The sequence below is a fragment of the Mesorhizobium sp. GW821-FHT07A06 genome, from assembly GCF_059419085.1.
This window is the reverse complement of sequence record NZ_JBWKRC010000011.1, coordinates 195,519-220,332: the sequence shown is the minus strand read 5'-3', so window position 1 is coordinate 220,332 and position 24,814 is coordinate 195,519. Positions and strand designations below refer to the sequence as shown.

Sequence of the window (24,814 nt, the reverse complement as noted above, 5' to 3'; positions counted from 1 at the left end):
GGCATCCGTCCGACGACCAAGACGACCTGCACGGGCGTGGAAATGTTCCGCAAGCTGCTCGATCAGGGCCAGGCTGGCGACAACATCGGCGCGCTGCTGCGCGGCGTTGATCGTGAAGGTGTCGAGCGCGGCCAGGTTCTGGCCAAGCCGGGCACGGTGAAGCCGCACAAGAAGTTCGTGGCCGAAGCCTACATCCTGACCAAGGACGAAGGTGGCCGTCACACGCCGTTCTTCACCAACTACCGCCCGCAGTTCTACTTCCGCACGACCGACGTGACCGGCATCGTGTCGCTGCCGGCCGGCACCGAGATGGTGATGCCTGGCGACAACATCACGGTCGATGTCGAGCTGATCGTGCCGATCGCCATGGAAGAGAAGCTGCGCTTCGCCATCCGTGAAGGCGGCCGCACCGTCGGTGCCGGCATCGTCGTCACCATCAAAGAGTAATTTGGACTTAAACCGATCTGTCGCGGGCGCGGAAGTTGCCCGCGCCGCGCCAGAACAAGGAAGTGACGCATGAACGGACAGAATATCCGCATCCGCCTGAAGGCGTTTGATCACCGCGTGCTCGACGCCTCGACGAAGGAAATCGTGTCGACGGCCAAGCGCACCGGCGCAAACGTCCGCGGCCCCATTCCGCTGCCGACGCGGATCGAAAAGTTCACGGTCAACCGGTCGCCTCACGTCGACAAGAAGAGCCGCGAGCAGTTCGAGATGCGCACGCACAAGCGTCTGCTCGACATCGTCGATCCGACCCCGCAGACCGTCGATGCTTTGATGAAGCTCGATCTGGCCGCCGGCGTCGACGTCGAGATCAAGCTCTAAGGGAATGAGAGCGCGGTAAGGGGCGGTGCCCCTGGCCCGGAACTCTAAAGGAATTGAACCGATGCGTTCAGGTGTGATTGCAAAGAAGGTGGGAATGACCCGCATCTACAACGATGCCGGGGAACATGTTCCCGTCACTGTTCTCCAGATGGAGAACTGCCAGGTCGTGGCGCAGCGCACGCAGGAGAAGAATGGCTACACCGCCGTTCAGCTCGGCGTTGGCCTCGCCAAGGTGAAGAACACGTCGAAGGCGATGCGCGGCCATTTCGCAACCGCTTCCGTCGAGCCCAAGGCGAAGGTCGCCGAGTTCCGCGTCTCCGCCGACAACATGATCGATGTCGGTGCCGAGATCACCGTCGAGCACTTCGTCGCCGGCCAGAAGGTCGATGTGACGGGCACGACGATCGGCAAGGGTTTCCAGGGCGTCATCAAGCGCCACCATATGGGTGGTGGCCGCGCGACGCACGGTAACTCGGTCTCGCACCGTACGCACGGTTCGACCGGCCAGCGCCAGGACCCCGGCAAGGTGTTCAAGGGCAAGAAGATGGCTGGCCATATGGGCGACACCCGCGTCACCACGCAGAACGTCGAGATCGTCTCGACCGACGCCGACCGCGGCCTGATCCTGATCCGCGGAGCGGTTCCCGGATCGAAGGGCGCCTGGATCCTGGTCCGCGATGCGGCCAAGGTGGCACTGCCGGCCAATGCGCCGAAGCCCGCCGCGATCCGCGCTGTTGCTAAGAACGAGGCTCCGGCCACAGAGGGAGCGGAATAATGGATCTCAAGATCACAACGCTTGGCGGCAAGGACGCCGGCAAGGTGAAACTCTCCGAGGAGATTTTCGGCCTTGATCCGCGCGAGGACATCCTGCAGCGCGTCGTGCGCTGGCAGCTCGCCAAGAAGCAGCAGGGCACGCACAAGGCCAAGGGCCGCGCCGAAATCGCGCGCACCGGCGCCAAGATGTACAAGCAGAAGGGTACGGGCCGCGCCCGTCACCATTCGGCACGCGCTCCGCAGTTCCGCGGCGGCGGCAAGGCCCACGGCCCGGTCGTTCGCAGCCACGAGCACGATTTGCCGAAGAAGGTGCGCGCTCTGGGCCTGAAGCATGCTCTCTCGGCCAAGGCCAAGAGCGCGTCGATCATCGTCATCGACGAGCTGAAGCTGACCGAGGCCAAGACCAAGGCGCTGATCGCGAATTTCGCGACGCTGGGCCTGAGCAATGCCCTGGTGATCGGTGGTGCCGAGCTTGACAAGAACTTCAAGCTGGCCGCGACCAACATCCCCAACATCGACGTGCTGCCCATCCAGGGCATCAACGTCTACGACATTCTGCGCCGCGGCACGCTGGTCCTTTCCAAGGCCGCCGTCGAGGCTCTCGAGGAGCGCTTTAAATGACCGACCTTCGTCACTACGACGTGATCGTCAGCCCGGCGATCACCGAAAAGTCGACCATGGCTTCCGAGCAGAACCAGGTCGTCTTCAACGTCGCCAAGAAGGCGTCGAAGCCGGAAATCAAGGCCGCCGTCGAAGCGCTGTTCGGCGTCAAGGTGATGGCCGTGAACACGCTTGTCCGCAAGGGCAAGATCAAGCGCTTCCGCGGCACGATCGGCCGCCAGAGCGACGTCAAGAAGGCGATCGTGACGCTGGCCGACGGCCAGTCGATCGACGTCGCGACGGGTCTCTGAGCAAGGCCGCGAGGACAGAACAATGGCACTGAAAAAATTCAACCCGGTAACGCCGAGCACCCGCCAGCTGGTCATTGTCGACCGCTCGGGCCTCTACAAGGGCAAGCCCGTCAAGGGCCTGACCGAGGGCCTGACCAAGTCGGGCGGCCGCAACAATTACGGCCGCATCACCGCCCGCTTCATCGGCGGCGGTCACAAGCGTTCGTACCGCATCATCGACTTCAAGCGCCGCAAGTTCGACGTCGTCGGCACGGTCGAGCGCATTGAATACGATCCGAACCGCACCGCCTTCATCGCGCTGATCAAGTATGATGACGGCGAGCTGTCCTACATCATCGCCCCTCAGCGCCTTGCCGCCGGCGACAAGATCGTGGCTGGCGAAGCGGTCGACGTGAAGCCGGGCAATGCGATGCCGCTGGCATCGATGCCGGTCGGCACCATCGTCCACAACATCGAGCTGAAGCCGGGCAAGGGCGGCCAGGTTGCCCGCTCGGCGGGCGGTTACGCCCAGCTCGTGGGTCGCGACCAGGGCATGGCGATCCTGCGCCTCAACTCGGGCGAGCAGCGTGTCGTTCACGGCTCCTGCATGGCCACCGTCGGTGCAGTGTCGAACCCCGACCACGGCAACATCAACGACGGCAAGGCCGGCCGCACGGTCTGGCGCGGCAAGCGCCCGCACAATCGCGGCGTGACCATGAACCCGGTCGACCACCCGCACGGCGGTGGTGAGGGCCGCACCTCCGGTGGCCGTCATCCGGTCAGCCCGTGGGGCAAGCCGACCAAGGGCAAGAAGACGCGGTCCAACAAGGCGACCGACAAGTTCATCCTGCGCTCGCGCCATCAGCGCAAGAGCTAAGAAGAGGTAACGCCAAGTGACTCGTTCTATTTGGAAAGGCCCCTTCATCGACGGCTACCTTCTCAAGAAGGTGGACAAGGTTCGTGAAGGTGGTCGCAATGAGGTGATCAAGATGTGGAGCCGTCGCTCCACCATCCTGCCGCAGTTCGTCGGCTTCACCTTCGGTGTCTACAACGGCCAGAAGCATGTTCCCGTTTCGGTGAACGAGGACATGGTCGGTCATAAGTTCGGTGAATTCGCTCCGACGCGGACCTATTACGGTCACGGCGCGGATAAGAAGGCGAAGAGGAAATAATCATGGGCAAGGCCAAAGCTCCGCGCAGGCTTGCTGATAACGAAGCGCGCGCCGTGTTGCGCACGATCCGTATCAGCCCGCAGAAGCTGAACCTCGTTGCCGCGCTGATCCGCGGCAAGAAGGTCGCGACAGCGCTTTCCGACCTCGAATTCTCGGCCAAGCGGATTTCCGGCACGGTCAAGAAGACGCTGGAATCGGCGATCGCCAACGCGGAAAACAACCACGACCTCGATGTCGATGCGCTGGTGGTGGCGGAAGCCTATGTCGGCAAGTCGATTGTCATGAAGCGGTTCCACGCTCGTGGCCGTGGTCGCGCCAGCCGTATCGAGAAGCCGTTCTCGCACCTCACGATCGTCGTTCGTGAAGTCGAAGAAAAAGGGGAGGCCGCATAATGGGCCAGAAAGTCAATCCGATCGGTCTTCGCCTCGGCATCAACCGCACCTGGGATTCGCGCTGGTTCGCGAACACCGGCGAGTACGGCAAGCTGCTGCATGAGGACATCAAGATCCGCAAGTATCTTGAGAAGGAACTCAAGCAGGCCGCGATCTCCAAGGTCGTGATCGAGCGTCCGCACAAGAAGTGCCGCGTCACCATCCATGCCGCGCGCCCGGGCCTGATCATCGGCAAGAAGGGCGCCGACATCGAGAAGCTTCGCAAGAAGCTGATGGAGATGACGAAGTCCGAGACGCACCTCAACATCGTCGAAGTGCGCAAGCCGGAAATCGACGCGACCCTGGTCGCCCAGTCGATCGCCCAGCAGCTCGAGCGCCGTATCGCGTTCCGCCGCGCCATGAAGCGCGCGGTGCAGTCGGCGATGCGTCTCGGTGCCGAAGGCATCCGCATCAACTGCTCCGGCCGTCTCGGCGGCGCCGAAATCGCACGCATGGAGTGGTACCGCGAAGGCCGCGTGCCGCTGCACACGCTGCGCGCCGATGTCGACTACGGCACGGCCGAGGCGAATACGGCCTACGGTATCTGCGGCGTCAAGGTCTGGGTATTCAAGGGCGAGATCCTCGAGCACGATCCGATGGCTTCGGAACGTCGCGCGACCGAGGGTGATGCCGCGCATGGCGGTGGTGGTGATCGCGAACGCGGTCGTCGTCGCGAAAACGCCTGAGACATTTAGGAATTTGGAGTTAGAACGATGCTGCAGCCAAAGCGCACAAAGTTCCGCAAGCAGTTCAAGGGCCGTATCCATGGTACCGCAAAGGGCGGCACCAACCTGGATTTCGGTGGTTTCGGACTGAAGGCGCTTGAGCCGAACCGCGTCACCGCGCGTGAGATCGAGGCGGCCCGCCGCGCGATCACTCGTGAAATGAAGCGCGCTGGCCGCGTCTGGATCCGTATTTTCCCGGATCTGCCGGTCACGTCGAAGCCGACCGAAGTCCGCATGGGCAAGGGCAAGGGCGCCGTCGACTACTGGGCGGCGCGCGTCAAGCCGGGCCGCATCATGTTCGAGATCGACGGCGTCAGTGAAGAAACCGCCCGTGAGGCGCTGCGTCTCGGCGCGGCCAAGCTCTCGGTCAAGACGCGCTTCGTACAGCGCATCGCAGAATAAGGACGGGCTGATCATGAAAGCCGAAGACATCCGGACCAAGACCCAGGACCAGCTGACCGACGATTTGGCCAGCCTGAAGAAGGAGCAGTTCAACCTGCGCTTCCAGAAGGCCACCGGCCAGCTCGAGAAGACCGCGCGCGTGAGGCAGGTCCGCAAGGACATTGCGCGTATCAAGACCATCGCTGCGGAAAAGTCCGCGGCCAAGAAGGCTTAAGGACGAAAACCATGCCAAAGCGCATTCTGCAGGGCACCGTCGTCAGCGACAAGAACGAGAAGACGGTTGTCGTCAAGGTCGAACGGCGCTTCACGCATCCCGTGATGAAGAAGACCGTGCGCATGACCAAGAAGTACAAGGCGCACGACGAGAACAACGCCCACAAGGTTGGCGACCAGGTGTTCATCCAGGAATCGAAGCCGATTTCCAAGGATAAGCGCTGGATCGTTGTGTCTTCGGACCAGGCGTAAACAAACGAATTTTGGACAGACCGGGGAGGGGTGAAAAACCCGTCCCGTTAGAAAAGAAGAAGGCGGCCAGTCATGATTCAGATGCAAACAAACCTCGACGTGGCGGATAATTCCGGCGCGCGTCGTGTCATGTGCATCAAGGTGCTGGGCGGCTCGAAGCGGAAATACGCTTCCGTGGGCGACATCATCGTGGTGTCCATCAAGGAAGCCATTCCGCGCGGCCGCGTTAAGAAGGGCGATGTGATGAAGGCGGTCGTGGTTCGCACGGCCAAGGACATCCGCCGTCCGGACGGCAGCGTGATCCGTTTCGACAAGAACGCGGCCGTTCTCGTCGACAACAAGAAAGAGCCGATCGGCACGCGTATCTTCGGGCCGGTTCCGCGCGAACTCCGCGCCAAGAACCACATGAAGATCATCTCGCTCGCGCCTGAAGTGCTGTAAGGAGCCGGACCAATGCAAAAGATTAGAAAAGGCGACAAGGTCGTCGTGCTGGCCGGCAAGGACAAGGGCCGTTCGGGCGAAGTCCTCTCGGTTCAGCCGAAGGATGACACCGCGCTGGTGCGCGGCGTCAACATGATCCGTCGTCACCAGAAGCAGTCCCAGTCCCAGGAGGGCGGGATCATCACTAAGGAAGCGCCGATCCAGCTGTCGAACATCGCGCTGGCCGACCCCAAGGATGGCAAGCCGACCCGCGTCGGTTTCATCTTCCAGAAGGACGGCAAGAAGGTGCGCGTCGCCAAGCGCTCGGGAGAAGTCATCAATGGCTAAGGCTCAAACCAAGCAGGCGACCGCGACCAACACGCCGCGCCTCAAGCAGGTCTACAACGAGACCATCCGCAAGGCGCTGCAGGAGCAGTTCGGCTACGACAACGACATGCAGGTTCCGCGCCTCGACAAGATCGTGCTGAACATGGGTGTTGGCGAAGCGACCGCCGATTCCAAGAAGCCGTCGGTTGCGGCCGAAGACCTGGCGCTGATCGCCGGCCAGAAGGCCGTCGTCACCCGCGCCCGCAATTCGATCGCTGGCTTCAAGGTCCGCGAGAACATGCCGATCGGCGCCAAGGTCACGCTGCGCAAGGAACGTATGTACGAGTTCCTCGACCGCCTCGTGAACATCGCGCTGCCGCGCGTCCGCGACTTCCGCGGACTGAACCCCAAGAGCTTCGATGGCCGTGGCAACTACGCCATGGGCATCAAGGAGCACATCGTGTTCCCGGAGATCAACTACGACAAGGTTGATCAGATCTGGGGCATGGACGTCATCGTTTGTACGACTGCGAAGACGGACGACGAAGCCAGGGCATTGCTCAAGGCCTTCAACTTCCCCTTCCGCCAGTAACGGCAGCGAGAAAAGGAAAAATCTGAAATGGCAAAGACCAGCTCAGTCGAGAAGAACAACAGGCGCCGCAAGCTTGCCGACCAGTACGGTCCCAAGCGCGCTGCCCTGAAGGCGATCATCATGGATCAGTCCAAGCCGATGGAAGAGCGCTTCCGCGCTCAGCTCAAGCTTGCTGCCATGCCGCGCAACTCGGCCAAGATCCGCATCCGCAACCGCTGCGAAGTCACCGGCCGTCCGCGTGCCTACTATCGCAAGCTCAAAGTATCGCGCATCGCGCTTCGTGATCTCGGCAACAACGGCCAGATCCCGGGCCTGGTCAAGTCGAGCTGGTAAGGAGGACATAACATGTCATTGAGCGATCCTCTCGGCGATATGCTGACCCGCATCCGCAACGCCTACGGCCGCAAGAAGTCGAGTGTCTCGACGCCGGCCTCGCGTCTGCGCACCCGCGTCCTCGACGTGCTGAAGGCTGAAGGCTATATCCGCGACTACAGCCAGACCGACTTCGACAACGGCAAGTCCGAAATCGAAATCGAGCTGAAGTATTTCGACGGCGCGCCGGTCGTGCGCGAAATCGCCCGCGTCTCGAAGCCGGGCCGCCGCGTTTACGTCTCGGCCAAGTCGATCCCGCACGTCGCCAACGGCCTCGGCATCGCCATCCTTTCGACACCGAAGGGCGTGATGGCCGATCACGAAGCACGCGAACAGAACGTCGGCGGCGAGATTCTCTGCCAGATCTTCTGATCCGGCAGCTGAGCGCAAAGTGGAATCCGGTCTTCGGATCGTTCCGAAGACAGAGACCTGAAACAAGAGAAGTGACGAGGACAACAAAATGTCTCGTATTGGAAAGAAACCCGTTTCGCTGCCGCAGGGCGTGACCGCGACCGTCAACGGCCAGACCGTTACGGCGAAGGGCCCCAAGGGCGAGCTGAAGTTCGTGGTGAACGACGAAGTCCTGGTCAAGATGGAAGGCAGCGAGATCGCTGTCCAGCCGCGCGACCAGACCAAGACCGCCCGCTCCAAGTGGGGCATGTCGCGCACGCAGATCGTCAACATCCTGCAGGGCGTGAAGGACGGCTTCGAGAAGAAGCTCGAGATCACCGGCGTCGGCTACCGCGCCGCACTTCAGGGCAAAAACCTGCAGCTGGCACTTGGCTTCAGCCATGACGTCGTCTACGAGACGCCGGCCGGCATCACCATCACCGTGCCGAAGCCGACCGAGATCACCGTGGCCGGCATCGACAAGCAGCAGGTTGGTCAGGTGGCTGCCGAGATCCGCGAATACCGCGGTCCCGAGCCCTACAAGGGCAAGGGTGTCCGCTACGCTGGCGAGAAGATCGTCCGCAAGGAAGGCAAGAAGAAGTAGTGGGCCTGGCCCCGAAAAGTCTCGGACTTTTCGAAAAGGGCCAAGCCAAGGAAGTGTAACGCCGCGGGGAGCGGTCGCGGGAGGCGCTTTCGCCTACCGCACATGGCGGCCCCCGTTTTTTGAAGGCAAGGAAGACCACAATGGGTACCAAGGAATCCACGCAGCGTCGTGCGCAGCGCGTCCGTCGTCAGATCAGGAAGGTCGCCGGCGAGCGTCCGCGTCTGTCGGTCCACCGCACCTCGAAGAACATCTATGTGCAGGTGATCGACGATGCCAAGGGCCACACTATCGCCGCTGCCTCGACGCTGGAGAAGGACCTCAAGGGTTCGCTCAAGACCGGTGCCGACACCGCTGCCGCCGCCGCGATCGGCAAGCTGATCGCCGAGCGCGCGACCAAGGCCGGCGTCAAGGAAGTCGTCTTCGACCGCGGCCCGTACATCTATCACGGCCGTGTCAAGGCCTTGGCTGAAGCTGCTCGCGAGGGCGGTCTCAGCTTCTGATTCTTTCACCGTCGGCGACCCAAAGTGGCGTCGACAATCATCAACCCGTGCTTCCGGAAAAGAACAAGGAACAGGATATGGCACAGGAACGTAGGGAAGGCGGCCGCGGCCGCGAGCGTGAAGAGCGCGACGACGGCATGGTGGACAAGCTGGTCCACATCAATCGCGTCGCCAAGGTCGTCAAGGGTGGCCGTCGCTTCGGCTTCGCCGCACTCGTCGTCGTCGGCGACCAGAAGGGCCGTGTCGGCTTTGGTCACGGCAAGGCGCGCGAAGTGCCGGAAGCGATCCGCAAGGCAACCGAGTCCGCGAAGCGCGACATGATCTTCGTGCCGCTGCGCTCGGGCCGCACGCTGCATCACGACGTCGAGGGACGCTGGGGCGCCGGACGCGTTCTGCTGCGTGCCGCCAAGCAGGGTACCGGCATCATCGCCGGCGGCCCGATGCGCGCCGTCTTCGAGACGCTCGGCATGCATGACGTGGTCGCCAAGTCGATGGGGTCGTCGAACCCCTACAACATGGTCCGCGCCACCTTCGACGCGCTGAAGAGCCAGATGCATCCCAAGGATGTCGCTGCCGCTCGCGGCATCAAGTATTCGACCCTTCAGGCCCGCCGCGGCACCGCCGTTGCGGCTGAAGAATAGTCGACTGACCAGGGATTTTGACCATGGCCAAGAAAGCAACCAAGACCATCACCGTTGAGCAGATCGGTTCGCCGATCCGCCGTCCGAAGGAACAGCGCGCGACGCTGGTCGGCCTCGGCCTCAACAAGATGCACAAGCAGCGCACGCTGGAAGATACGCCTTCCGTGCGCGGCATGATCGCCGCCGTTCAGCATCTCGTCCGCGTCGTGGACGAGGGCTGAGCCAAAGCGCAGGAGAACCCAGATGAAACTCAACGATCTGCGTGACAAGGACGGCGCGACGCACTCCAAGAAGCGTCTCGGCCGCGGCATCGGTTCCGGCTCGGGCAAGACCGCCGGTCGCGGCGTCAAGGGCCAGAAGGCACGCTCCGGCGTCGCCATCAACGGCTTCGAGGGCGGCCAGATGCCGCTCTACAGGCGCCTGCCGAAGCGCGGCTTCAACAACCTCTTCGCCAAGAGCTTCGTTGTCGTCTCGCTGGCTCGTATCCAGGAAGCCGTCGACGCCAAGAAGCTTGACGCCAAGGCAACCGTGACGGCCGAGGCGCTTGTCGCCGCCGGCGTCATCCGCCGCGTCAAGGATGGCGTACGCGTGCTGTCCGACGGCGAGCTCAAGGCAAAGCTCGCCTTCGACGTGGCCGGCGCCTCCAAGGCCGCGATCGAGAAGATCGAGAAGGCCGGCGGCTCGGTCAAGTTGCCGGAAAAGGCAGCTGCCGAGTAACGGCGATTTGAAGCGCGACCGGCAAGAGTGGGATCCTGTTTTTGCTCACGATTGCGCTTTGACCTGATCAATTGGGCGGCCGCGTCAACGCGGCCGCTTGCATGTTTACAGCCCGGAGCTTATCTCGTGAGCTTCGGTGAAACGCACCGCCTGACCTCACGGGCCATCAAGCGTTACCAAGCGGAGAATCAGGCATGGCTTCGGCTGCTGAACAACTAGCCTCGAATCTGAATTTCTCGGCCTTCGCCAAGGCGGAGGACCTGAAGAAACGCATATGGTTCACCATCGGCGCGTTGCTCGTCTACCGACTCGGCACCTACATCCCGCTTCCCGGCATCAACCCCGACGCCTTCGCCCAGGCCTTCTCCTCGCAAAGCAAGGGCGTCCTCGGCATGTTCAACATGTTCGCGGGCGGCGCCGTGCAGCGCATGGCGATCTTCGCGCTCGGCATCATGCCCTACATCTCCGCCTCCATCATCATGCAGCTGATGACCTCGGTCATCCCATCGCTGGAAGCGCTGAAGAAGGAAGGCGAACAGGGCCGCAAGGTCATCAACCAGTACACGCGCTACGGCACGGTGCTGCTAGCACTTGTGCAGGCCTATGGCATTTCGGTGGGCCTGGAAGGCGGTAACGGCATCGTCAGCGATCCCGGCATGTTCTTCCGCATCTCGACCGTCGTCACGCTGGTCGGCGGCACCATGTTCCTGATGTGGCTCGGCGAGCAGATCACCGCGCGCGGCATCGGCAACGGTATTTCGCTGATCATCTTCTCCGGCATCGTCGCGGGCCTGCCGCATGCCATCTCCGGCACGCTGGAACTCGGCCGCACCGGCGCCCTGTCGACCGGTCTGATCCTGGCCATCATCGTTCTGGCCATCGTGGTCATCGCGCTCATCGTGTTCTTCGAGCGCGCCCAGCGCCGCCTGCTGATCCAGTATCCGAAGCGGCAGGTCGGCAACCGCATGTTCCAGGGGGACACCTCGCATTTGCCGCTGAAGCTCAACACGTCGGGCGTCATTCCGCCGATCTTCGCTTCGTCGCTGCTCTTGCTGCCTGCCACCATCGCCGGCTTCTCGCAGACGACCAACATGCCGGCCTGGGCAAGCACCATCCTGGCTTCGCTTGGCCACGGCCAGCCACTCTACATGCTGTTTTACGCGGCGATGATCGTTTTCTTCGCCTTCTTCTACACAGCGATTGTCTTCAATCCGAAGGACACCGCCGACCAGCTCAAGAAGCATTCGGGCTTCATCCCGGGCTATCGTCCGGGCGAACGCACCGCCGATTATATCGATTACGTTCTCACCCGCATCACCGTCGTCGGCGCCATCTACCTGGTGCTGGTGTGCCTGCTGCCGGAGTTCCTGATCTCGGCGACTGGCGTACCATTCTACCTTGGTGGCACATCGCTTCTGATCGTGGTCAGTGTCACGCTCGATACGGTCGCGCAGATTCAGGGTCACCTGATCGCGCATCAGTATGAAGGCCTGATCAAGAAGTCGAAGCTGCGCGGGGGGAAGAAAGCCAGATGAGGTTGATTTTGCTTGGGCCGCCAGGAGCGGGCAAGGGGACACAAGCACAAAGACTGGTAGAAAAACACGGCATACCCCAGCTCTCGACGGGGGATATGCTGCGTGCCGCCGTCCAGGCCGGAACCGAGGTCGGCAAGCGTGCCAAGGCGGTGATGGATGCCGGTGAACTGGTGTCCGATGCCATCGTCAACGCGATCGTCGCCGAGCGGATCGATCAGGCCGATTGCGCCAAGGGGTTCATCCTCGATGGCTATCCGCGCACGCTGGTGCAGGCCGATGCGGTTGAATCGATGCTTTCCGAACGTGGCATCAGCCTCGACACAGTCATCGAGCTGGTCGTCGACGACCGGGCCCTGGTCGGCCGCATCGTCAAGCGTGCCGAGGATGCCAAGGCCGCCGGCCAGCCGGTGCGCAAGGATGACAACCCGGCGGTGTTCGAAGAGCGTCTGCGCGAGTACTACAAGAAGACCGCTCCGCTGACCGGCTATTATTACGCCAAAGGCAAGCTGAAGACCGTTGACGGGATGGCCAGTATCGATGCGGTGACCGCCGAGATCGAAGCTGTGCTGGCGGCGGCCACCAAGGCGCGGTAAGGGAATTTAAAGATTAAGCTTGACGGGGGCGGTCCGCTGCGGTATGGCGGCCCGTCTTCCTATCAGGTGCGAACTTTGCTTGTCCGCAAGGGCAAGGCAGTCGCTTTGAACTGGAAACTCCCGCAAGGGCCGGCCTCCACCGGACGCGGGGCAACTTTTACAGCGCCGGGTCTTCCTTGTTTTGAAGGTTGGCCGGCCCAGATGGAGAAGAGAAGAACATGGCTCGTATAGCCGGCGTCAACATTCCGACCAACAAGCGCGTCGTCATCGCGCTTCAGTACATTCACGGCATTGGCAAGAAGTTCGCCCAGGAGATCGTCGACAAGGTCGGCATCCCGGCCGAGCGCCGCGTCAACCAGCTGACCGACGCGGAAGTGCTGCAGATCCGCGAGACCATCGACCGCGACTATCAGGTCGAGGGCGACCTGCGCCGCGAAGTGTCGATGAACATCAAGCGGCTCATGGACCTCGGCTGCTACCGCGGCCTGCGTCACCGCCGCTCGCTGCCGGTTCGCGGCCAGCGCACGCACACCAATGCGCGTACCCGCAAGGGCCCGGCCAAGTCGATCGCCGGCAAGAAGAAGTAATTTGGAGTGAGTAGCCGTTAGTGAGTAGTGAGAAGCAGCGTCAACGGCCGCATCTCGTCACTGCTTACTAATTCGCTACTCACTTTCCAGGTGGAGCCGCTGGCATTACGGCGGTGTAGAGATCAACTGAAAGGACTATCATGGCCAAGGAAGCCGCTCGTGTTCGCCGTCGCGAACGCAAGAATATCTCGTCGGGCGTTGCCCACGTCAATTCGACCTTCAACAACACGATGATCACCATCACCGACGCGCAGGGCAACTCGATTGCCTGGTCGTCGGCCGGTGCCCAGGGCTTCAAGGGTTCGCGCAAGTCGACCCCGTTCGCTGCCCAGATGGCTGCCGAGGACGTTGCCAAGAAGGCCCAGGAACACGGCATGCGCATGCTCGAGGTCGAGGTCTGCGGACCTGGCTCCGGTCGTGAATCGGCACTGCGCGCCCTGCAGGCGGCCGGCTTCACCATCACTTCCATCCGTGACGTGACGCCGATTCCGCACAATGGCTGCCGCCCGCGCAAGAAGCGCCGCGTCTAAGCAATTTATCGAACGTCGCGTGAGCGCCCTCGGGGCGCTCCTCCGCGGCATTCCAGGTCGCCCGCCACGATTGGATGGTGGCGGGTCAACGGAAGGAAAGCATCATGATCCAGAAAAATTGGCAGGAACTGATCAAGCCGAACAAGATCGAGTTCTCGTCGAAGAAGAAGACGCTGACCACGCTGGTCGCCGAACCGCTCGAGCGTGGCTTCGGCCTCACTCTCGGCAACGCGCTGCGCCGCGTGCTTCTGTCTTCGCTGCGAGGAGCGGCCGTTACCGCCGTGCAGATCGACGGCGTTCTGCATGAATTCTCGTCCATCGCCGGTGTGCGCGAGGACGTGACCGACATCGTCTTGAACATCAAGGAAATCGCCATCCGCATGGAAGGCGACGGCCCCAAGCGCATGGTCGTTCGCAAGCAGGGCCCGGGTGCGGTTCTCGCCGGCGACATCCAGACGGTCGGCGATGTCGAGATCCTCAATCCCGACCACGTCATCTGCACGCTGGACGAAGGCGCTGAAATCCGCATGGAATTCACCGTCGACACTGGCAAGGGCTACGTGCCGGCCGAGCGCAACCGCGCCGAGGACGCGCCGATCGGCCTGATCCCAGTCGACAGCCTCTATTCGCCGGTCAAGAAGGTTTCGTACAAGGTCGAGAACACCCGCGAGGGCCAGGTTCTCGACTACGACAAGCTGACCATGACCATCGAGACTGACGGTTCGATCTCGGGCGAGGACGCGGTGGCATTCGCCGCCCGCATCCTGCAGGACCAGCTTGGCCTGTTCGTCAACTTCGACGAGCCGCAGAAGGAAGTCGCGGCGGAAGCCGTCACCGAGCTCGCCTTCAACCCGGCGCTGCTCAAGAAGGTCGACGAACTCGAGCTTTCGGTGCGTTCGGCCAACTGCCTGAAGAACGACAACATCGTCTACATCGGCGATCTCATCCAGAAGACCGAAGCCGAGATGCTGCGCACCCCGAACTTCGGCCGCAAGTCGCTGAACGAGATCAAGGAAGTCCTGGCGGCGATGGGCCTGCACCTCGGCATGGAAGTGCCGGACTGGCCGCCGGAGAACATCGAAGACCTCGCCAAGCGTTACGAAGATCAATATTGAGCATGAATTCCAAGGATCGGCGGCGTGGGCCGCCCGATCCGACGGTCATGCGGAAAACCATCAGAGGCCTTGGCCTCTTGAACAACTGAAGAAGGAAAAGAGCCATGCGCCACGGTTTCAAAGGCCGCCGCTTCGCCCGAAGCATTAGCCATCGCAAGTCGATGTTCGCCAACCTCGCCGTGTCGCTGCTCGAGCACGAGCAGATCGTCACTACCCTGCCGAAGGCGAAGGACCTGCGTCCGATCGTCGAGAAGCTGGTGACGCTCGGCAAGCGCGGCGACCTGCATGCCCGCCGTCAGGTGATCGCGCAGATCGGCAATGAAGGCGTCGTCAAGCGCCTGTTCGACACCATCGCCCCGCGCTACGCCAACCGCAACGGCGGCTATCTGCGCATCATGAAGGCGGGCTTCCGTCACGGCGACAATGCCGCGATGGCTGTCATCGAGTTCGTCGATCGCGACACCTCGGCCAAGGGCGCCGGCGACCGCGCCCGCCTCGAAGCCGAAGGCACTGACGCGGAAGCCGCGGCCGCATAAGGCCCCGTCGTTCCGGAATGAATTGAAGGGGCCTGCGGGCCCCTTTTTCATGTTCTGCATGCGTCGGGGCGCGCCCATCACCATGTTCTGGCGTGAAAATAATCGGATTTCAGCGGCTTAGCCTTTCATTTTGCACAATCGTCGGGACAATGCGCCCGAACTTGCCTTGGAGGATTCGCGAATGCGCGCCAAAAGACTGTCCTTTGTTCTGCTCTGCGCCTTCATGGTGGTCGCAGCCGCACCGGCAGTCCGGCAGGCGCTGGCCGAGGACGTCGCCAAGCCAGCCGATCCGGGCCTGTCGGACGTGCTGACCGATCTGTTGCATGGCGTTGAAGGCGAGAATGCCACCTCTGGGCCCGACAAGCGCGTGCCGTTCGGCCGCGAGGAGGTGCAGCTTTCGTTCGCGCCGCTGGTCAAGCAAACCGCGCCCGCCGTGGTCAACGTCTATGCTTCGCAGACGGCCAAGGTCACGTCGCCTTTTGAAGGCGATCCGTTCTTCGAGGAGTTTTTCGGCCGCGCGCAGCCGCGCGCGCAGTCCTCACTCGGCTCGGGCGTGCTTGTCGATCCGAGCGGTGTCATCGTCACCAATTTCCACGTCATCAAGGATGCCGACGAGGTCAAGGTGGCGACGGCCGACGGGCGGGAATTCACCAGCAAGGTGATGCTGAAGGACGAGACGCTCGATCTCGCAGTGCTCAAGATCGAGTCCGACAAGCCGTTCCCGGTCATCGCCATCGGCGATTCCGACGCGCTCGAGGTCGGCGATCTTGTGTTGGCTATCGGCAACCCGTTCGGCGTCGGCCAAACCACCACCAGCGGCATCGTTTCGGCCCTTGCCCGCAGCCATATCGGCGTCTCGGATTCGGGCTACTTTATCCAGACCGACGCCGCCATCAATCCCGGCAATTCCGGCGGCGCGCTGATCAACATGGGTGGCCAACTGGTTGGCATCAACACCGCCATCTACAGCCGCAGCGGCGGTTCGATCGGCATCGGCTTTGCCATCCCCGCCAATATGGTGCGGGCTTTTGCCGATGCCGCCAAGGCCGGCCTCGACTTCTTCGAACGGCCCTATATCGGCGCCGAGTTCGAAGCGGTGACGCCGCAGATCGCCGAATCGCTTGGCATGGAGAAACCGGCAGGAGCTCTTGTCTCTTCCGTCGAAGCGACCGGACCGGCGGGTAAGGCTGGGCTGAAGGCGGGCGATGTCGTGCTGCAGATCAACGGCAAGCCCGTCGAGAGCATCGAGGCGCTGGACTATCGCATGGCGACGCTGTCGATCGGCACCAAGGCGAATTTCGCGATCCTGACCAAGGGCCAGCAAGCAGCCATGGACATTGCGCTGGAGCGCGCGCCGGAGGGTGCAAAAGCCTCGGAAGTGACGCTGCATGGCCGCAGCCCGTTTTCGGGCGCCAAGGTCGCGGAACTGTCGCCAAGGCTTGCCCAGAAGCTTGGCCTGCGTACGGATCTCAAAGGTGTCACGGTGATCGATATCAACCGCGATTCGCCGGCCGCGGATTTCGGCTTCCAGCCGGGCGATATCGTGCGCGAGGTCAACGGCACCACCATCGACACCGCCGCGACGCTGGCGCAGGTAGCCCAGCAGGATACGCGCTGGTGGCGCTTTACCGTCGAGCGCGGCGGGCAGATACTGCGCCAGGTGTTGCGTTACTGAGTTCGGCCCGAGCGGTCGTGCTCCAACCTGAAGACATAAATGGCCGATCTGTTCAGCGTCGATGAACCGGAAAAGGCGCCGCCCGGACGGCCGCTGGCCGACAGGCTGCGGCCCAGAAACCTTGGCGAGGTGGTCGGCCAGGAGCATCTGACCGGCCCCGATGGCGCGCTGACCCGGCTGATCGGCTCCGGCTCGCTGGGCTCGATGATCTTCTGGGGCCCGCCGGGCACCGGCAAGACCACGGTGGCAAGGCTGCTTGCCGGCGAGACCAGCCTGGCCTTCGAACAGATATCGGCGGTCTTTTCCGGCGTCGCCGACCTGAAGAAAGTGTTCGAGGCGGCGAAGCTGCGCCGCGCCAAAGGCCGCCAGACCCTGCTTTTCGTCGACGAGATCCACCGCTTCAACCGCGCCCAGCAGGATTCGTTTCTCCCTGTCATGGAGGATGGGACGGTCGTCCTGGTCGGCGCCACAACCGAGAACCCGTCCTTCGAATTGAACGCCGCGTTGCTGTCGCGCGCGCGCGTCATGGTCTTTCATTCACTCGGCGAGGAGAGCATCGCCAAGCTGATGATGCGCGCGGAGGCCACGGAGGGCAGGGCGCTTCCGCTCGACGACGAGGCGCGGGCGATGCTGATCCGCATGAGCGATGGCGACGGACGTGCATCGCTGACACTCGCCGAGGAGGTCTGGCGCGCGGCCAAGCCTGGCGAGATATTCGATCCCGAAGGCCTGCAGCGCATCGTCCAGCGCCGCGCGCCGATCTACGACAAGGGCCAGGACGGCCATTACAATCTGATCTCGGCGCTGCACAAGTCGGTGCGCGGCTCGGACCCGGACGCCGCGCTCTACTATCTCGCGCGCATGTTCGATGCCGGCGAGGATCCGCTCTATCTCGGCCGCCGGCTGGTGCGCATGGCGATGGAGGACATCGGCCTTGCCGACCCGCAGGCGCTGGTCGTCGCCAATGCCGCCAAGGACGCCTATGACTATCTGGGCTCGCCGGAGGGCGAACTGGCCTTTGCCGAGGCCACTGTCTATCTCGCAACAGCGCCCAAATCCAACGCCGTCTACACCGCCTTCAAGGCGGCCACGCGCGCTGCCAAGGAGCATGGCTCGCTGCTGCCGCCAAAGCACATCCTCAACGCCCCGACCAAGCTGATGAAGGAAGAGGATTACGGCGCGGGCTATCGCTACGATCACGATGAGCCGGACGCTTTTTCGGGCCAGGACTATTTCCCGGAGAAGATGGGCCGCCAGACCTTCTACGATCCACCCGAGCGTGGTTTCGAGCGCGACATCAGGAAGCGGCTCGACTACTGGGCGAAGCTGCGCAAGGAACGGGACTAGCTGACTTGCGCGGCCCGGTGGTCGTCACGCTTCGAAGCGAGGCCTCGCCATGGGGTATCTCGACCTCCGTCGTTCTCCACGCTCTGCTTGCCGCGACGCTGGCTCTCATGCCGCTGCCGAAGCTGCCGAAGCGGCTGGAAGAGGAGCGGGTGTCGGTCGGCATTCTGACGCCCCAGCAGTTCGAGGCGTCGACAAGGCCGCCGCCAGCGCCAGCACGACCTTCGGCACCAGAGGCGCCAGCGCCGTCACCACCGCCGAGTGCTCCTCGATCTCAATCACCCACCGCGCCGGCCATGGTCCGGCCGACCGACATGCTGTCGGGCAAGACGCTCGCCGATCCGCGCAGCCGGCAGGCGCGTGCCGATCTTGCGACCTTCGCTTCCGATGAGCGCATGGTGCAGTTGTGCAATCTCGAAGCCATGGACCAGATCCGGCGATGGCGCGCGGACTTTCAGCCGGAGCGCGTCGTGGCTTACGCAACGGCCGAAGAGAAGGTCCGCAGCACCACGATCGCCGCGGATGGCGCGGCTTTCCGCAGTCGCAAAAACTGGTATAATCTCAAGTTCAAATGCCAGCTCGCGCAAGACGGCGAAAGCGTCATCGGCTTTGAGTTCCTGGTCGGCGATCCCGTGGCCAGGGAGAAATGGGACGAGCTCGGCTTGCCGGCGGTGCATTGACCCCAGTGGTTCATTGACCGAAGTCTGGCAAATTCCACCAGGCAGCTGCCAAGCCACGCAGTCGTGGCGTTGTGCGGCGACCCAAAAAATCTTATCAAGGCGCACGGCCGGGCGGTGGCCGTTGTCGAGATTTGGCACACTCATTCGCAACAGGATCGCGCTTCGCGCGTGGAAAAATGACAAAAACCCTTCGCAAATCCCTTCGCAAATTCGCCATCGCCATCCCACTTCTCGCCCTTGGCTTTTACTTCATCCCCATCCTCACGACGATCTTCATCGTTTGCGGGCTGATTGACGTGCTGCGCAACGACCGGAAGGATCTGGCGCTGTTCAGCGGCTATTTTCTTGGCAACGGCCTCTTCACCTGGCTGCTTTCGCCGTTCAACCTACTGGTTGATCTCCTGTGCTACAGGAACCCCGGCGTGTGGAAGCTGGAGCAGTTTCCGGAGGACTATCAGCGCGAGGTCAATGAGGTCCTGGACATCTTCAAGGCGCGCAAGGACGAGATCATCGCCGACATCGACGCCAATTTCGGTGCCGGTCGGCGCGGCATGTATGTCTATCAATGGTACGGCAAGCACAGAATAGACAACGTCGCCGAATTCAACAAGGATTTCAAATACATCAAGACCATCGCCGTTTCGGTTTTCAGCAAGCGCGAATCGACCTCCTGGCACTTCGGGCCGCTGCGGCTCAGCCTGCGCATCCTCTACAATCTGATCCCGGTGAAGGCGGAAATCTTCGTCGAATGCGGCAACGTCAAGAACTACTGGTACGACAATCCGCAGTTCATTTTCGACGACACGCTGTTGCACCGTTCGGTCAACGAGTATGACGGCCGCCGTTACTGCGTGTTCATGGACATTATCAGGCCGTCCCCGTTCCCAAGACTCATCGCCGGCATGCTCGCTGTCGTGTCGGTCAGCGTCGAACGCATCAATTCGATGTTCTACAAGAACTGGAAAATGATCGGCTCGACCAAGCCGAAGAAGGTCGAAACCACCTGAACTGAAATTCGCTGACGCTGCCGGCTTCGCCGGCGGCTATGTGGCTGGGCCTGAAGGCCGCTCGTGCGCGGCCCGCTTTTGCGGTCTGGATCGCGGCCATCCTCTACACGCCATTCTGGGCACCAACGCTTCGTGGCCCCCGGTCAGCAGAACCGAAGTCGATGCCCTGTACAGCGAGTTCAGGAAAAAGTATCCGGGCTGGGCAACGCCTGACTGGTCACGGTCATGTTGGCGGTTTCGGGCAGACTACGATCACGCCCTCCTTCTCACCTGTTGCACCATCGTCCAATAGCGCCGCCGCGCTTCCGTGCCTACAACTCCATACTGCGGATATGTCTGAGTGGATATAACGCAGCTCGGGTTGGAAGCGACAATCGCCTTTGGAGGATAAGGTGAGCGGACGGCAGCCTACGGTTCATCATGCGGATTTCATCCAGTCAGCCATCGCCGGCAGCGATGCCGCGCGTTCGGCGCTGGTTGCGTCCTGGCGGCGATCGCTCACATTGCACGGCCTTGATCCAGCCGAACGAAAGGCGCCGCAGCGTCTCACCAAAAGCGAGTTGAGCGAGGCCCGGCAACGCATAGAGCCGCTGCTGCGCGCCGCGGATGCGAGCCTCGATCGTCTCTACCTCGCCGTGGGCGGCGTTGGCTGCTGTGTGCTGCTTGCGGACCGTGACGGCATTCCTGTCGAGCGCCGCGGCGCCGTTGCGGATGACGATACGTTTGACGAGTGGGGGTTGTGGACGGGCACGGTATGGAGCGAGGATTCCGAGGGTACCAATGGCATCGGCACCTGCCTTGCCGATCAGCGTGCGCTCACCATTCACCGCGACCAGCATTTCTTTTCGCGCAACACATTGCTCAGTTGCACCACGGCGCCGATCTTTGATCATGAAGGCAATCTGGCGGCCGCCCTCGATGTTTCATCTTGCCGGTCGGACCTGACCGAAGGCTTCGTCAACCTGATCGCCATCGCGGTGGGGGACGCCGCGCGTCGCATCGAGGCCGAGAATTTCCGCCTGGTGTTTTCAGATGCCCGCATCCTGCTGGCACCGGTCGCCGAGCGCAGCGCCAGCGCATTGATCGCCGTCAATGGCGATGATTTGGTGATCGGCGCAACACGCTCGGCGCGTCTTGGCCTCGGCATCACCCAGCAGATCCTGGCAAGGGGTCTCCCCGCCGCGGACATTCTGGGCAACCTGGCCAGGGCGGCGGAAGATCTGGACGAAGCCGAGCGTGGCGTGGTCCAGAGGGCCATGGCGCGCGCCGAGGGCAACGTGTCGGCGGCTGCCAGCAGCCTCGGCATTTCGCGGGCGACCCTGCACCGCAAGCTTGCCCGCTTCGGCATCCGTCGTCCGCACTGAGCTTTGAGCCGGTGACTGTCGCAGATCTGCGACAGTCCGCGCTGGCGGATGCCGGAGCCGGGGCTGACAAAGCTGACCCCGTCCGCAACTCTTCCCAACGAGGCGCCACATCCCGTGACGCTGCCACTTGGGAGGAAGACGATGAACAAGGTGGAATTTTCCCGCACGGCCAAGGTTCCCTTCGCCAAGCGCTATGACAATTATATCGGCGGCAAATGGGTTGCCCCGCTTTCCGGAAAATATTTCGAGAACATATCGCCGGTGACCGGCCGGCCGCTGGGCGAAATCGCTCGCTCGGACGCCAGGGACATCGAGGCGGCACTCGATGCCGCGCATAAGGCCAAGGATGCGTGGGGCAGGACCAGCGCCGCCGCCCGCGCGCTGATCCTCAACCGCATCGCCGATCGCATGGAAGACAATCTCGACCTCCTGGCGCTTGCCGAAACCTGGGACAATGGCAAGCCGATCCGCGAGACGACCGCGGCCGACTTGCCGCTGGCGATCGACCATTTCCGCTATTTTGCCGGTGCCGTACGCAGCCAGGAAGGCGGCATCTCGGAGATCGACCACGACACCGTCGCCTATCATTTCCATGAGCCGCTTGGCGTCGTTGGTCAGATCATTCCCTGGAACTTCCCGCTGTTGATGGCGGTGTGGAAACTGGCGCCGGCACTTGCCGCCGGCAACTGCGTGGTGCTGAAGCCCGCCGAACAGACACCCGCCACCATCATGCTGTGGGCGGACCTGGTCGGCGACCTGTTGCCGGATGGTGTGCTCAACATCGTCAACGGCTTTGGACTCGAGGCCGGCAAGCCGCTCGCTTCATCGAACCGCATCGCCAAGATCGCCTTCACCGGAGAGACCACGACGGGCCGGCTGATCTCTCAATATGCCAGCCAGAACCTCATCCCGGTGACGCTCGAACTCGGCGGCAAGTCACCCAACATCTTCTTCCAGGACGTGACCGCGGAAGATGACGACTTCTTCGACAAGGCCCTCGAAGGCTTCGTCATGTTCGCGCTGAACCAGGGCGAGGTCTGCACCTGTCCCAGCCGGGCACTGGTTCATGAGAAGATCTACGACAGGTTCATGGAAAAGGCATTGAAGCGCGTCGAGGCGATCGTCCAGGGCGACCCGCTCGATCCGGCAACCATGATCGGCGCACAGGCATCGAGCGAACAGCTGGAAAAGATCCTGAGCTACTTCGACATCGGCCGCAAGGAAGGCGCCGAAGTGCTGGCCGGCGGCGAACAGAACCATCTGCCGGGCGATCTGGCCGGCGGCTATTACGTCAAGCCGACCGTGTTCAAGGGTCACAACAAGATGCGTATCTTCCAGGAGGAGATCTTCGGGCCGGTGGTCTCGGTGACGACCTTCAAGGATGATGACGAGGCATTGTCGATCGCCAATGACACGCTCTATGGCCTTGGTGCCGGTATCTGGAGCCGTGACGCGAACCGCTGCTACCGCTTCGGCCGCGCCATCCAGGCCGGTCGTGTCTGGACCAACTGCTACCACGCCTATCCCGCGCACGCGGCTTTCGGCGGCTACAAGCAGTCCGGCATCGGACGGGAAAACCACAAGATGATGCTCGACCACTATCAGCAAACCAAGAACATGCTGGTCAGCTACAGCCCGAAAAAGCTGGGTTTCTTCTGATTGCCTCCCGAGGCGGCGCATGATCCCCCGGGTATCATGCGTGATCCAAGGCGCGGCTCCATCAGCCGCGCCTTGGATGGTTTGGGGATGAAGAAGGAGAAAGGCATGTCCGACAAGGTTTCGCTCGGAAAAGTCTCGGCCACGCCGGAAGCCATTGCTTTCCTGGCGGAGATCGTCGCCGACCACGGCCCGGTGCTGTTTCATCAATCGGGCGGCTGTTGCGACGGCTCCTCGCCAATGTGCTATCCCCGCGGTGACTTCATCGTCGGCGACAATGACGTCATGCTGGGCGAGATCGGCGGAACGCCGGTCTACATCAGCGCTTCGCAATATGAAGCGTGGAAGCACACCGACCTTACCATCGATGTGGTGCCGGGCAGGGGTGGCATGTTCTCGCTCGACAATGGGCGCGAGAGACGGTTCCTGACGCGTTCGGCCATCTGTGCCGTTCCGGAGACGCCGGCGGCTTGACGGGACGGGTTGACGCCGCCGCCCTTGCAAGGGCAGTAAACGGCGATGTTCAATCTGCTTCTTGTTGTCCTCGGCGGCGGTATCGGCGCCGGCATCCGCCATCTCGCCAACATGGGCGCGCTGCGCCTTGTCGGCCCCAACTATCCCTGGGGCACCATGGCGATCAACATCCTCGGCTCCTTTGCCATGGGCCTGTTCATCGCCACCATGGCGCGTCGCGGCGGGCCGAACGAAGTCAGGCTGTTTGTCGCCACTGGTATCTTGGGCGGCTTCACCACTTTTTCCGCCTTTTCGCTCGATTTCGCCACGCTGTGGGAACGAGGAGCCACGTTGCCGTCGTTTGGATATGCACTGACCAGCGTCGTTGGCGCCATCATCGCCCTGTTTTTGGGTCTTTGGCTCGCAAGAAGCCTGCCTTAGTGCTATTGCCGCGCCAAGCGCAGGCCGAGCCCTGCTTTTGGAAATGGGTAAGCGAAGAAAAAATGGCAGGCGTTGAACAGATCACGGTGGAGGCCGGCGAGGCGGGCATGCGGCTCGATCGCTGGTTCAAGACCCATTTCCCGGGCCTTGGTTTCGGCCATTTGCAGAAGCTGCTGCGCTCCGGCCAGATCCGCGTCGATGGCGGCCGCGTCAAGGCTGACAGCCGTGTCGAGCCTGGCCAGGTCGTGCGCATCCCGCCACTCGAGGTCGACAAGAAGGGCGAAAGCGCGCTGACCGGCCATTCGATCCGCAACCAAGGCGATGCCGACGTCCTGGCGAAAATGCTTATCCATGAGGACCCGAAGGTTTTCGTCTTCAACAAGCCGGCGGGCCTTGCGGTGCAGGGCGGTTCGGGCGTCACCCGCAATGTCGACGACATGCTGGAAGCCTGGCGCAACCAGAAAGGCGAAAAGCCGCGGCTGGTTCACCGGCTCGACCGCGACACGTCGGGCGTGCTGGTCGTGGCCCGCACGAGGCTGGCCGCCATGAAGCTGTCAGAATCGTTCCGCGCCCGCGAAACCAAGAAGACCTACTGGGCGCTGGTCAAGGGCGTGCCGCCGAAACGCGAGGACAAGATCTCGACCTGGCTGATCAAGGAGCCGACTGAGGACGGCGACCGTGTCCGGGTCGCTGCTCATGGTGAAAAGGGCGCCGATCACGCCGTATCCTACTACCGCATCATCGAGCAGGCGGCGCAGACCATGACCTGGCTGGAGATGGAGCCTTATACCGGCCGCACCCATCAGCTCCGTGTCCACGCCGCCTATATCGGCTGCCCTATCATCGGCGACCCGAAATATTTCGAGGCCGACACCAACTGGGACTTTCCGGGCGGTATTCAAAACCGACTGCATCTTCATGCGCGCCGCATCATCATTCCGCACCCGGACAAGGGCGTCATCGATGTGACCGCGCCGATGCCGCCGCATATGCGCCAGAGTTGGAACCTGATCGGCTTCGACGACGCCAGCGCGGAGGACTGACCTTGAGC

Annotated in this window: 37 protein-coding genes; all 37 read left to right on the top strand. The window is 62.4% G+C overall.

The window, feature by feature from the left end:
- On the top strand, nt 1-447 hold a 447-nt coding region (locus AC07SZ_RS28280), incomplete at its 5' end, for an EF-Tu C-terminal domain-related protein (protein ID WP_494916830.1).
- 69 nt (nt 448-516) lie between these two features.
- Nucleotides 517-825, top strand: a complete 309-nt coding sequence (gene rpsJ / locus AC07SZ_RS28275; protein ID WP_010909272.1) for a 30S ribosomal protein S10 — start codon at nt 517-519, stop codon at nt 823-825.
- Nucleotides 826-886: 61 nt separating this feature from the next.
- Nucleotides 887-1,600, top strand: coding sequence for a 50S ribosomal protein L3 (gene rplC / locus AC07SZ_RS28270; RefSeq protein ID WP_056568062.1), 714 nt, complete (start codon nt 887-889; stop codon nt 1,598-1,600).
- The gene (gene rplD, locus AC07SZ_RS28265; protein WP_019857964.1) at nt 1,600-2,220 is read left to right on the top strand and encodes a 50S ribosomal protein L4; all 621 of its coding nucleotides are present in this window, start codon (nt 1,600-1,602) and stop codon (nt 2,218-2,220) included. The genes rplC and rplD overlap by 1 nt, the downstream gene beginning before the upstream one ends.
- On the top strand, nt 2,217-2,510 hold the full coding sequence (locus tag AC07SZ_RS28260; protein ID WP_010909275.1) for a 50S ribosomal protein L23: 294 nt from the start codon (nt 2,217-2,219) through the stop codon (nt 2,508-2,510). The genes rplD and AC07SZ_RS28260 overlap by 4 nt, the downstream gene beginning before the upstream one ends.
- A gap of 22 nt (nt 2,511-2,532) precedes the next feature.
- On the top strand, nt 2,533-3,366 hold the full coding sequence (gene rplB, locus AC07SZ_RS28255; RefSeq protein WP_010909276.1) for a 50S ribosomal protein L2: 834 nt from the start codon (nt 2,533-2,535) through the stop codon (nt 3,364-3,366).
- Nucleotides 3,367-3,382: 16 nt separating this feature from the next.
- A complete protein-coding gene (gene rpsS / locus AC07SZ_RS28250; protein ID WP_006205463.1) occupies nt 3,383-3,661 on the top strand; it encodes a 30S ribosomal protein S19 in 279 nt (92 codons plus the stop codon).
- A gap of 2 nt (nt 3,662-3,663) precedes the next feature.
- Nucleotides 3,664-4,053: a 50S ribosomal protein L22 gene (gene rplV, locus AC07SZ_RS28245; RefSeq protein ID WP_010909277.1), complete on the top strand. Its 390-nt coding sequence runs from the start codon at nt 3,664-3,666 to the stop codon at nt 4,051-4,053.
- Nucleotides 4,053-4,778, top strand: a complete 726-nt coding sequence (rpsC, locus tag AC07SZ_RS28240) for a 30S ribosomal protein S3 (protein WP_010909278.1) — start codon at nt 4,053-4,055, stop codon at nt 4,776-4,778. The genes rplV and rpsC overlap by 1 nt, the downstream gene beginning before the upstream one ends.
- A gap of 27 nt (nt 4,779-4,805) precedes the next feature.
- Nucleotides 4,806-5,219: a 50S ribosomal protein L16 gene (rplP, locus tag AC07SZ_RS28235; RefSeq protein ID WP_494916829.1), complete on the top strand. Its 414-nt coding sequence runs from the start codon at nt 4,806-4,808 to the stop codon at nt 5,217-5,219.
- A 13-nt stretch (nt 5,220-5,232) separates the two neighbouring features.
- Complete coding sequence (gene rpmC / locus AC07SZ_RS28230) at nt 5,233-5,433, top strand: 50S ribosomal protein L29 (protein ID WP_006205459.1); 201 nt, start codon at nt 5,233-5,235, stop codon at nt 5,431-5,433.
- An 11-nt stretch (nt 5,434-5,444) separates the two neighbouring features.
- Nucleotides 5,445-5,684, top strand: coding sequence for a 30S ribosomal protein S17 (gene rpsQ / locus AC07SZ_RS28225; RefSeq protein WP_010909280.1), 240 nt, complete (start codon nt 5,445-5,447; stop codon nt 5,682-5,684).
- Between the two features lie 72 nt (nt 5,685-5,756).
- Nucleotides 5,757-6,125 carry a 50S ribosomal protein L14 gene (gene rplN / locus AC07SZ_RS28220; protein WP_006205457.1) on the top strand — a complete coding sequence of 123 codons (369 nt, stop codon included), beginning with the start codon at nt 5,757-5,759 and terminating at the stop codon, nt 6,123-6,125.
- A gap of 12 nt (nt 6,126-6,137) precedes the next feature.
- Nucleotides 6,138-6,452, top strand: a complete 315-nt coding sequence (gene rplX / locus AC07SZ_RS28215) for a 50S ribosomal protein L24 (RefSeq protein WP_006205456.1) — start codon at nt 6,138-6,140, stop codon at nt 6,450-6,452.
- Entirely contained in the window at nt 6,445-7,023 is a 579-nt protein-coding gene (rplE, locus tag AC07SZ_RS28210) for a 50S ribosomal protein L5 (protein WP_056568059.1), read from the top strand. The genes rplX and rplE overlap by 8 nt, the downstream gene beginning before the upstream one ends.
- 27 nt (nt 7,024-7,050) lie before the next feature.
- Nucleotides 7,051-7,356 carry a 30S ribosomal protein S14 gene (gene rpsN, locus AC07SZ_RS28205; protein ID WP_013895695.1) on the top strand — a complete coding sequence of 102 codons (306 nt, stop codon included), beginning with the start codon at nt 7,051-7,053 and terminating at the stop codon, nt 7,354-7,356.
- Between the two features lie 12 nt (nt 7,357-7,368).
- Nucleotides 7,369-7,767, top strand: coding sequence for a 30S ribosomal protein S8 (gene rpsH, locus AC07SZ_RS28200; RefSeq protein ID WP_006205453.1), 399 nt, complete (start codon nt 7,369-7,371; stop codon nt 7,765-7,767).
- 88 nt (nt 7,768-7,855) lie between these two features.
- Nucleotides 7,856-8,389 (top strand): 50S ribosomal protein L6, encoded by a 534-nt coding sequence (gene rplF / locus AC07SZ_RS28195; RefSeq protein ID WP_013895694.1) that lies wholly within the window; start codon nt 7,856-7,858, stop codon nt 8,387-8,389.
- A gap of 140 nt (nt 8,390-8,529) precedes the next feature.
- Nucleotides 8,530-8,889 carry a 50S ribosomal protein L18 gene (gene rplR, locus AC07SZ_RS28190; protein WP_010909284.1) on the top strand — a complete coding sequence of 120 codons (360 nt, stop codon included), beginning with the start codon at nt 8,530-8,532 and terminating at the stop codon, nt 8,887-8,889.
- A 77-nt stretch (nt 8,890-8,966) separates the two neighbouring features.
- Nucleotides 8,967-9,530 (top strand): 30S ribosomal protein S5, encoded by a 564-nt coding sequence (rpsE, locus tag AC07SZ_RS28185; protein WP_032933400.1) that lies wholly within the window; start codon nt 8,967-8,969, stop codon nt 9,528-9,530.
- Between the two features lie 23 nt (nt 9,531-9,553).
- Entirely contained in the window at nt 9,554-9,751 is a 198-nt protein-coding gene (gene rpmD, locus AC07SZ_RS28180; protein ID WP_006205449.1) for a 50S ribosomal protein L30, read from the top strand.
- A 22-nt stretch (nt 9,752-9,773) separates the two neighbouring features.
- Nucleotides 9,774-10,247, top strand: coding sequence for a 50S ribosomal protein L15 (rplO, locus tag AC07SZ_RS28175; RefSeq protein WP_027051778.1), 474 nt, complete (start codon nt 9,774-9,776; stop codon nt 10,245-10,247).
- Between the two features lie 194 nt (nt 10,248-10,441).
- The gene (gene secY / locus AC07SZ_RS28170; protein ID WP_056568050.1) at nt 10,442-11,782 is read left to right on the top strand and encodes a preprotein translocase subunit SecY; all 1,341 of its coding nucleotides are present in this window, start codon (nt 10,442-10,444) and stop codon (nt 11,780-11,782) included.
- Nucleotides 11,779-12,375, top strand: coding sequence for an adenylate kinase (locus AC07SZ_RS28165; RefSeq protein WP_056568048.1), 597 nt, complete (start codon nt 11,779-11,781; stop codon nt 12,373-12,375). The genes secY and AC07SZ_RS28165 overlap by 4 nt, the downstream gene beginning before the upstream one ends.
- A gap of 218 nt (nt 12,376-12,593) precedes the next feature.
- A complete protein-coding gene (gene rpsM, locus AC07SZ_RS28160; protein ID WP_006205445.1) occupies nt 12,594-12,962 on the top strand; it encodes a 30S ribosomal protein S13 in 369 nt (122 codons plus the stop codon).
- A gap of 140 nt (nt 12,963-13,102) precedes the next feature.
- Complete coding sequence (gene rpsK, locus AC07SZ_RS28155; protein WP_006205444.1) at nt 13,103-13,492, top strand: 30S ribosomal protein S11; 390 nt, start codon at nt 13,103-13,105, stop codon at nt 13,490-13,492.
- Nucleotides 13,493-13,596: 104 nt separating this feature from the next.
- Entirely contained in the window at nt 13,597-14,607 is a 1,011-nt protein-coding gene (locus tag AC07SZ_RS28150) for a DNA-directed RNA polymerase subunit alpha (RefSeq protein ID WP_006205443.1), read from the top strand.
- A gap of 104 nt (nt 14,608-14,711) precedes the next feature.
- Nucleotides 14,712-15,143, top strand: a complete 432-nt coding sequence (gene rplQ / locus AC07SZ_RS28145; RefSeq protein ID WP_010909289.1) for a 50S ribosomal protein L17 — start codon at nt 14,712-14,714, stop codon at nt 15,141-15,143.
- A 181-nt stretch (nt 15,144-15,324) separates the two neighbouring features.
- Nucleotides 15,325-16,818 carry a DegQ family serine endoprotease gene (locus AC07SZ_RS28140; RefSeq protein WP_494916826.1) on the top strand — a complete coding sequence of 498 codons (1,494 nt, stop codon included), beginning with the start codon at nt 15,325-15,327 and terminating at the stop codon, nt 16,816-16,818.
- Between the two features lie 39 nt (nt 16,819-16,857).
- Nucleotides 16,858-18,165, top strand: coding sequence for a replication-associated recombination protein A (locus AC07SZ_RS28135; protein ID WP_494916824.1), 1,308 nt, complete (start codon nt 16,858-16,860; stop codon nt 18,163-18,165).
- Between the two features lie 5 nt (nt 18,166-18,170).
- Nucleotides 18,171-18,842: a DUF930 domain-containing protein gene (locus AC07SZ_RS28130; protein ID WP_494916822.1), complete on the top strand. Its 672-nt coding sequence runs from the start codon at nt 18,171-18,173 to the stop codon at nt 18,840-18,842.
- Nucleotides 18,843-19,018: 176 nt separating this feature from the next.
- Complete coding sequence (locus AC07SZ_RS28125; protein WP_056568035.1) at nt 19,019-19,849, top strand: aspartyl/asparaginyl beta-hydroxylase domain-containing protein; 831 nt, start codon at nt 19,019-19,021, stop codon at nt 19,847-19,849.
- A gap of 392 nt (nt 19,850-20,241) precedes the next feature.
- Entirely contained in the window at nt 20,242-21,213 is a 972-nt protein-coding gene (locus tag AC07SZ_RS28120; RefSeq protein ID WP_494916820.1) for a helix-turn-helix domain-containing protein, read from the top strand.
- 141 nt (nt 21,214-21,354) lie between these two features.
- A complete protein-coding gene (gene adh, locus AC07SZ_RS28115) occupies nt 21,355-22,872 on the top strand; it encodes an aldehyde dehydrogenase (protein ID WP_056568032.1) in 1,518 nt (505 codons plus the stop codon).
- Between the two features lie 105 nt (nt 22,873-22,977).
- Nucleotides 22,978-23,343, top strand: a complete 366-nt coding sequence (locus tag AC07SZ_RS28110; protein ID WP_494916818.1) for a DUF779 domain-containing protein — start codon at nt 22,978-22,980, stop codon at nt 23,341-23,343.
- Nucleotides 23,344-23,388: 45 nt separating this feature from the next.
- Nucleotides 23,389-23,763, top strand: coding sequence for a fluoride efflux transporter CrcB (crcB, locus tag AC07SZ_RS28105; RefSeq protein WP_494916817.1), 375 nt, complete (start codon nt 23,389-23,391; stop codon nt 23,761-23,763).
- A 62-nt stretch (nt 23,764-23,825) separates the two neighbouring features.
- Nucleotides 23,826-24,806, top strand: a complete 981-nt coding sequence (locus AC07SZ_RS28100; RefSeq protein ID WP_056568026.1) for an RluA family pseudouridine synthase — start codon at nt 23,826-23,828, stop codon at nt 24,804-24,806.
- Nucleotides 24,807-24,814: the final 8 nt, after the last annotated feature.

Excerpts from the sequence above, each read along its gene's own strand:
- rplX (WP_006205456.1), top strand. The coding sequence starts at position 6,138 with ATGCAAAAGATTAGAAAAGGCGACAAGGTCGTCGTGCTGGCCGGCAAG.
- rplE (WP_056568059.1), top strand. The coding sequence starts at position 6,445 with ATGGCTAAGGCTCAAACCAAGCAGGCGACCGCGACCAACACGCCGCGC.
- AC07SZ_RS28135 (WP_494916824.1), top strand. The coding sequence starts at position 16,858 with ATGGCCGATCTGTTCAGCGTCGATGAACCGGAAAAGGCGCCGCCCGGA.
- rpsE (WP_032933400.1), top strand. The coding sequence starts at position 8,967 with ATGGCACAGGAACGTAGGGAAGGCGGCCGCGGCCGCGAGCGTGAAGAG.
- rplN (WP_006205457.1), top strand. The coding sequence starts at position 5,757 with ATGATTCAGATGCAAACAAACCTCGACGTGGCGGATAATTCCGGCGCG.
- rplR (WP_010909284.1), top strand. The coding sequence starts at position 8,530 with ATGGGTACCAAGGAATCCACGCAGCGTCGTGCGCAGCGCGTCCGTCGT.
- AC07SZ_RS28260 (WP_010909275.1), top strand. The coding sequence starts at position 2,217 with ATGACCGACCTTCGTCACTACGACGTGATCGTCAGCCCGGCGATCACC.
- AC07SZ_RS28150 (WP_006205443.1), top strand. The coding sequence starts at position 13,597 with ATGATCCAGAAAAATTGGCAGGAACTGATCAAGCCGAACAAGATCGAG.
- rplO (WP_027051778.1), top strand. The coding sequence starts at position 9,774 with ATGAAACTCAACGATCTGCGTGACAAGGACGGCGCGACGCACTCCAAG.
- AC07SZ_RS28110 (WP_494916818.1), top strand. The coding sequence starts at position 22,978 with ATGTCCGACAAGGTTTCGCTCGGAAAAGTCTCGGCCACGCCGGAAGCC.
- AC07SZ_RS28100 (WP_056568026.1), top strand. The coding sequence starts at position 23,826 with ATGGCAGGCGTTGAACAGATCACGGTGGAGGCCGGCGAGGCGGGCATG.
- rplF (WP_013895694.1), top strand. The coding sequence starts at position 7,856 with ATGTCTCGTATTGGAAAGAAACCCGTTTCGCTGCCGCAGGGCGTGACC.
- rpsH (WP_006205453.1), top strand. The coding sequence starts at position 7,369 with ATGTCATTGAGCGATCCTCTCGGCGATATGCTGACCCGCATCCGCAAC.
- rplV (WP_010909277.1), top strand. The coding sequence starts at position 3,664 with ATGGGCAAGGCCAAAGCTCCGCGCAGGCTTGCTGATAACGAAGCGCGC.
- adh (WP_056568032.1), top strand. The coding sequence starts at position 21,355 with ATGAACAAGGTGGAATTTTCCCGCACGGCCAAGGTTCCCTTCGCCAAG.
- rpsJ (WP_010909272.1), top strand. The coding sequence starts at position 517 with ATGAACGGACAGAATATCCGCATCCGCCTGAAGGCGTTTGATCACCGC.
- rpsK (WP_006205444.1), top strand. The coding sequence starts at position 13,103 with ATGGCCAAGGAAGCCGCTCGTGTTCGCCGTCGCGAACGCAAGAATATC.
- secY (WP_056568050.1), top strand. The coding sequence starts at position 10,442 with ATGGCTTCGGCTGCTGAACAACTAGCCTCGAATCTGAATTTCTCGGCC.
- AC07SZ_RS28165 (WP_056568048.1), top strand. The coding sequence starts at position 11,779 with ATGAGGTTGATTTTGCTTGGGCCGCCAGGAGCGGGCAAGGGGACACAA.
- AC07SZ_RS28140 (WP_494916826.1), top strand. The coding sequence starts at position 15,325 with ATGCGCGCCAAAAGACTGTCCTTTGTTCTGCTCTGCGCCTTCATGGTG.
- rplC (WP_056568062.1), top strand. The coding sequence starts at position 887 with ATGCGTTCAGGTGTGATTGCAAAGAAGGTGGGAATGACCCGCATCTAC.
- rpsN (WP_013895695.1), top strand. The coding sequence starts at position 7,051 with ATGGCAAAGACCAGCTCAGTCGAGAAGAACAACAGGCGCCGCAAGCTT.
- rplB (WP_010909276.1), top strand. The coding sequence starts at position 2,533 with ATGGCACTGAAAAAATTCAACCCGGTAACGCCGAGCACCCGCCAGCTG.
- rpmD (WP_006205449.1), top strand. The coding sequence starts at position 9,554 with ATGGCCAAGAAAGCAACCAAGACCATCACCGTTGAGCAGATCGGTTCG.
- rplP (WP_494916829.1), top strand. The coding sequence starts at position 4,806 with ATGCTGCAGCCAAAGCGCACAAAGTTCCGCAAGCAGTTCAAGGGCCGT.
- rplD (WP_019857964.1), top strand. The coding sequence starts at position 1,600 with ATGGATCTCAAGATCACAACGCTTGGCGGCAAGGACGCCGGCAAGGTG.
- rpmC (WP_006205459.1), top strand. The coding sequence starts at position 5,233 with ATGAAAGCCGAAGACATCCGGACCAAGACCCAGGACCAGCTGACCGAC.
- crcB (WP_494916817.1), top strand. The coding sequence starts at position 23,389 with ATGTTCAATCTGCTTCTTGTTGTCCTCGGCGGCGGTATCGGCGCCGGC.
- AC07SZ_RS28125 (WP_056568035.1), top strand. The coding sequence starts at position 19,019 with ATGACAAAAACCCTTCGCAAATCCCTTCGCAAATTCGCCATCGCCATC.
- rpsQ (WP_010909280.1), top strand. The coding sequence starts at position 5,445 with ATGCCAAAGCGCATTCTGCAGGGCACCGTCGTCAGCGACAAGAACGAG.
- rpsM (WP_006205445.1), top strand. The coding sequence starts at position 12,594 with ATGGCTCGTATAGCCGGCGTCAACATTCCGACCAACAAGCGCGTCGTC.
- rpsC (WP_010909278.1), top strand. The coding sequence starts at position 4,053 with ATGGGCCAGAAAGTCAATCCGATCGGTCTTCGCCTCGGCATCAACCGC.
- rplQ (WP_010909289.1), top strand. The coding sequence starts at position 14,712 with ATGCGCCACGGTTTCAAAGGCCGCCGCTTCGCCCGAAGCATTAGCCAT.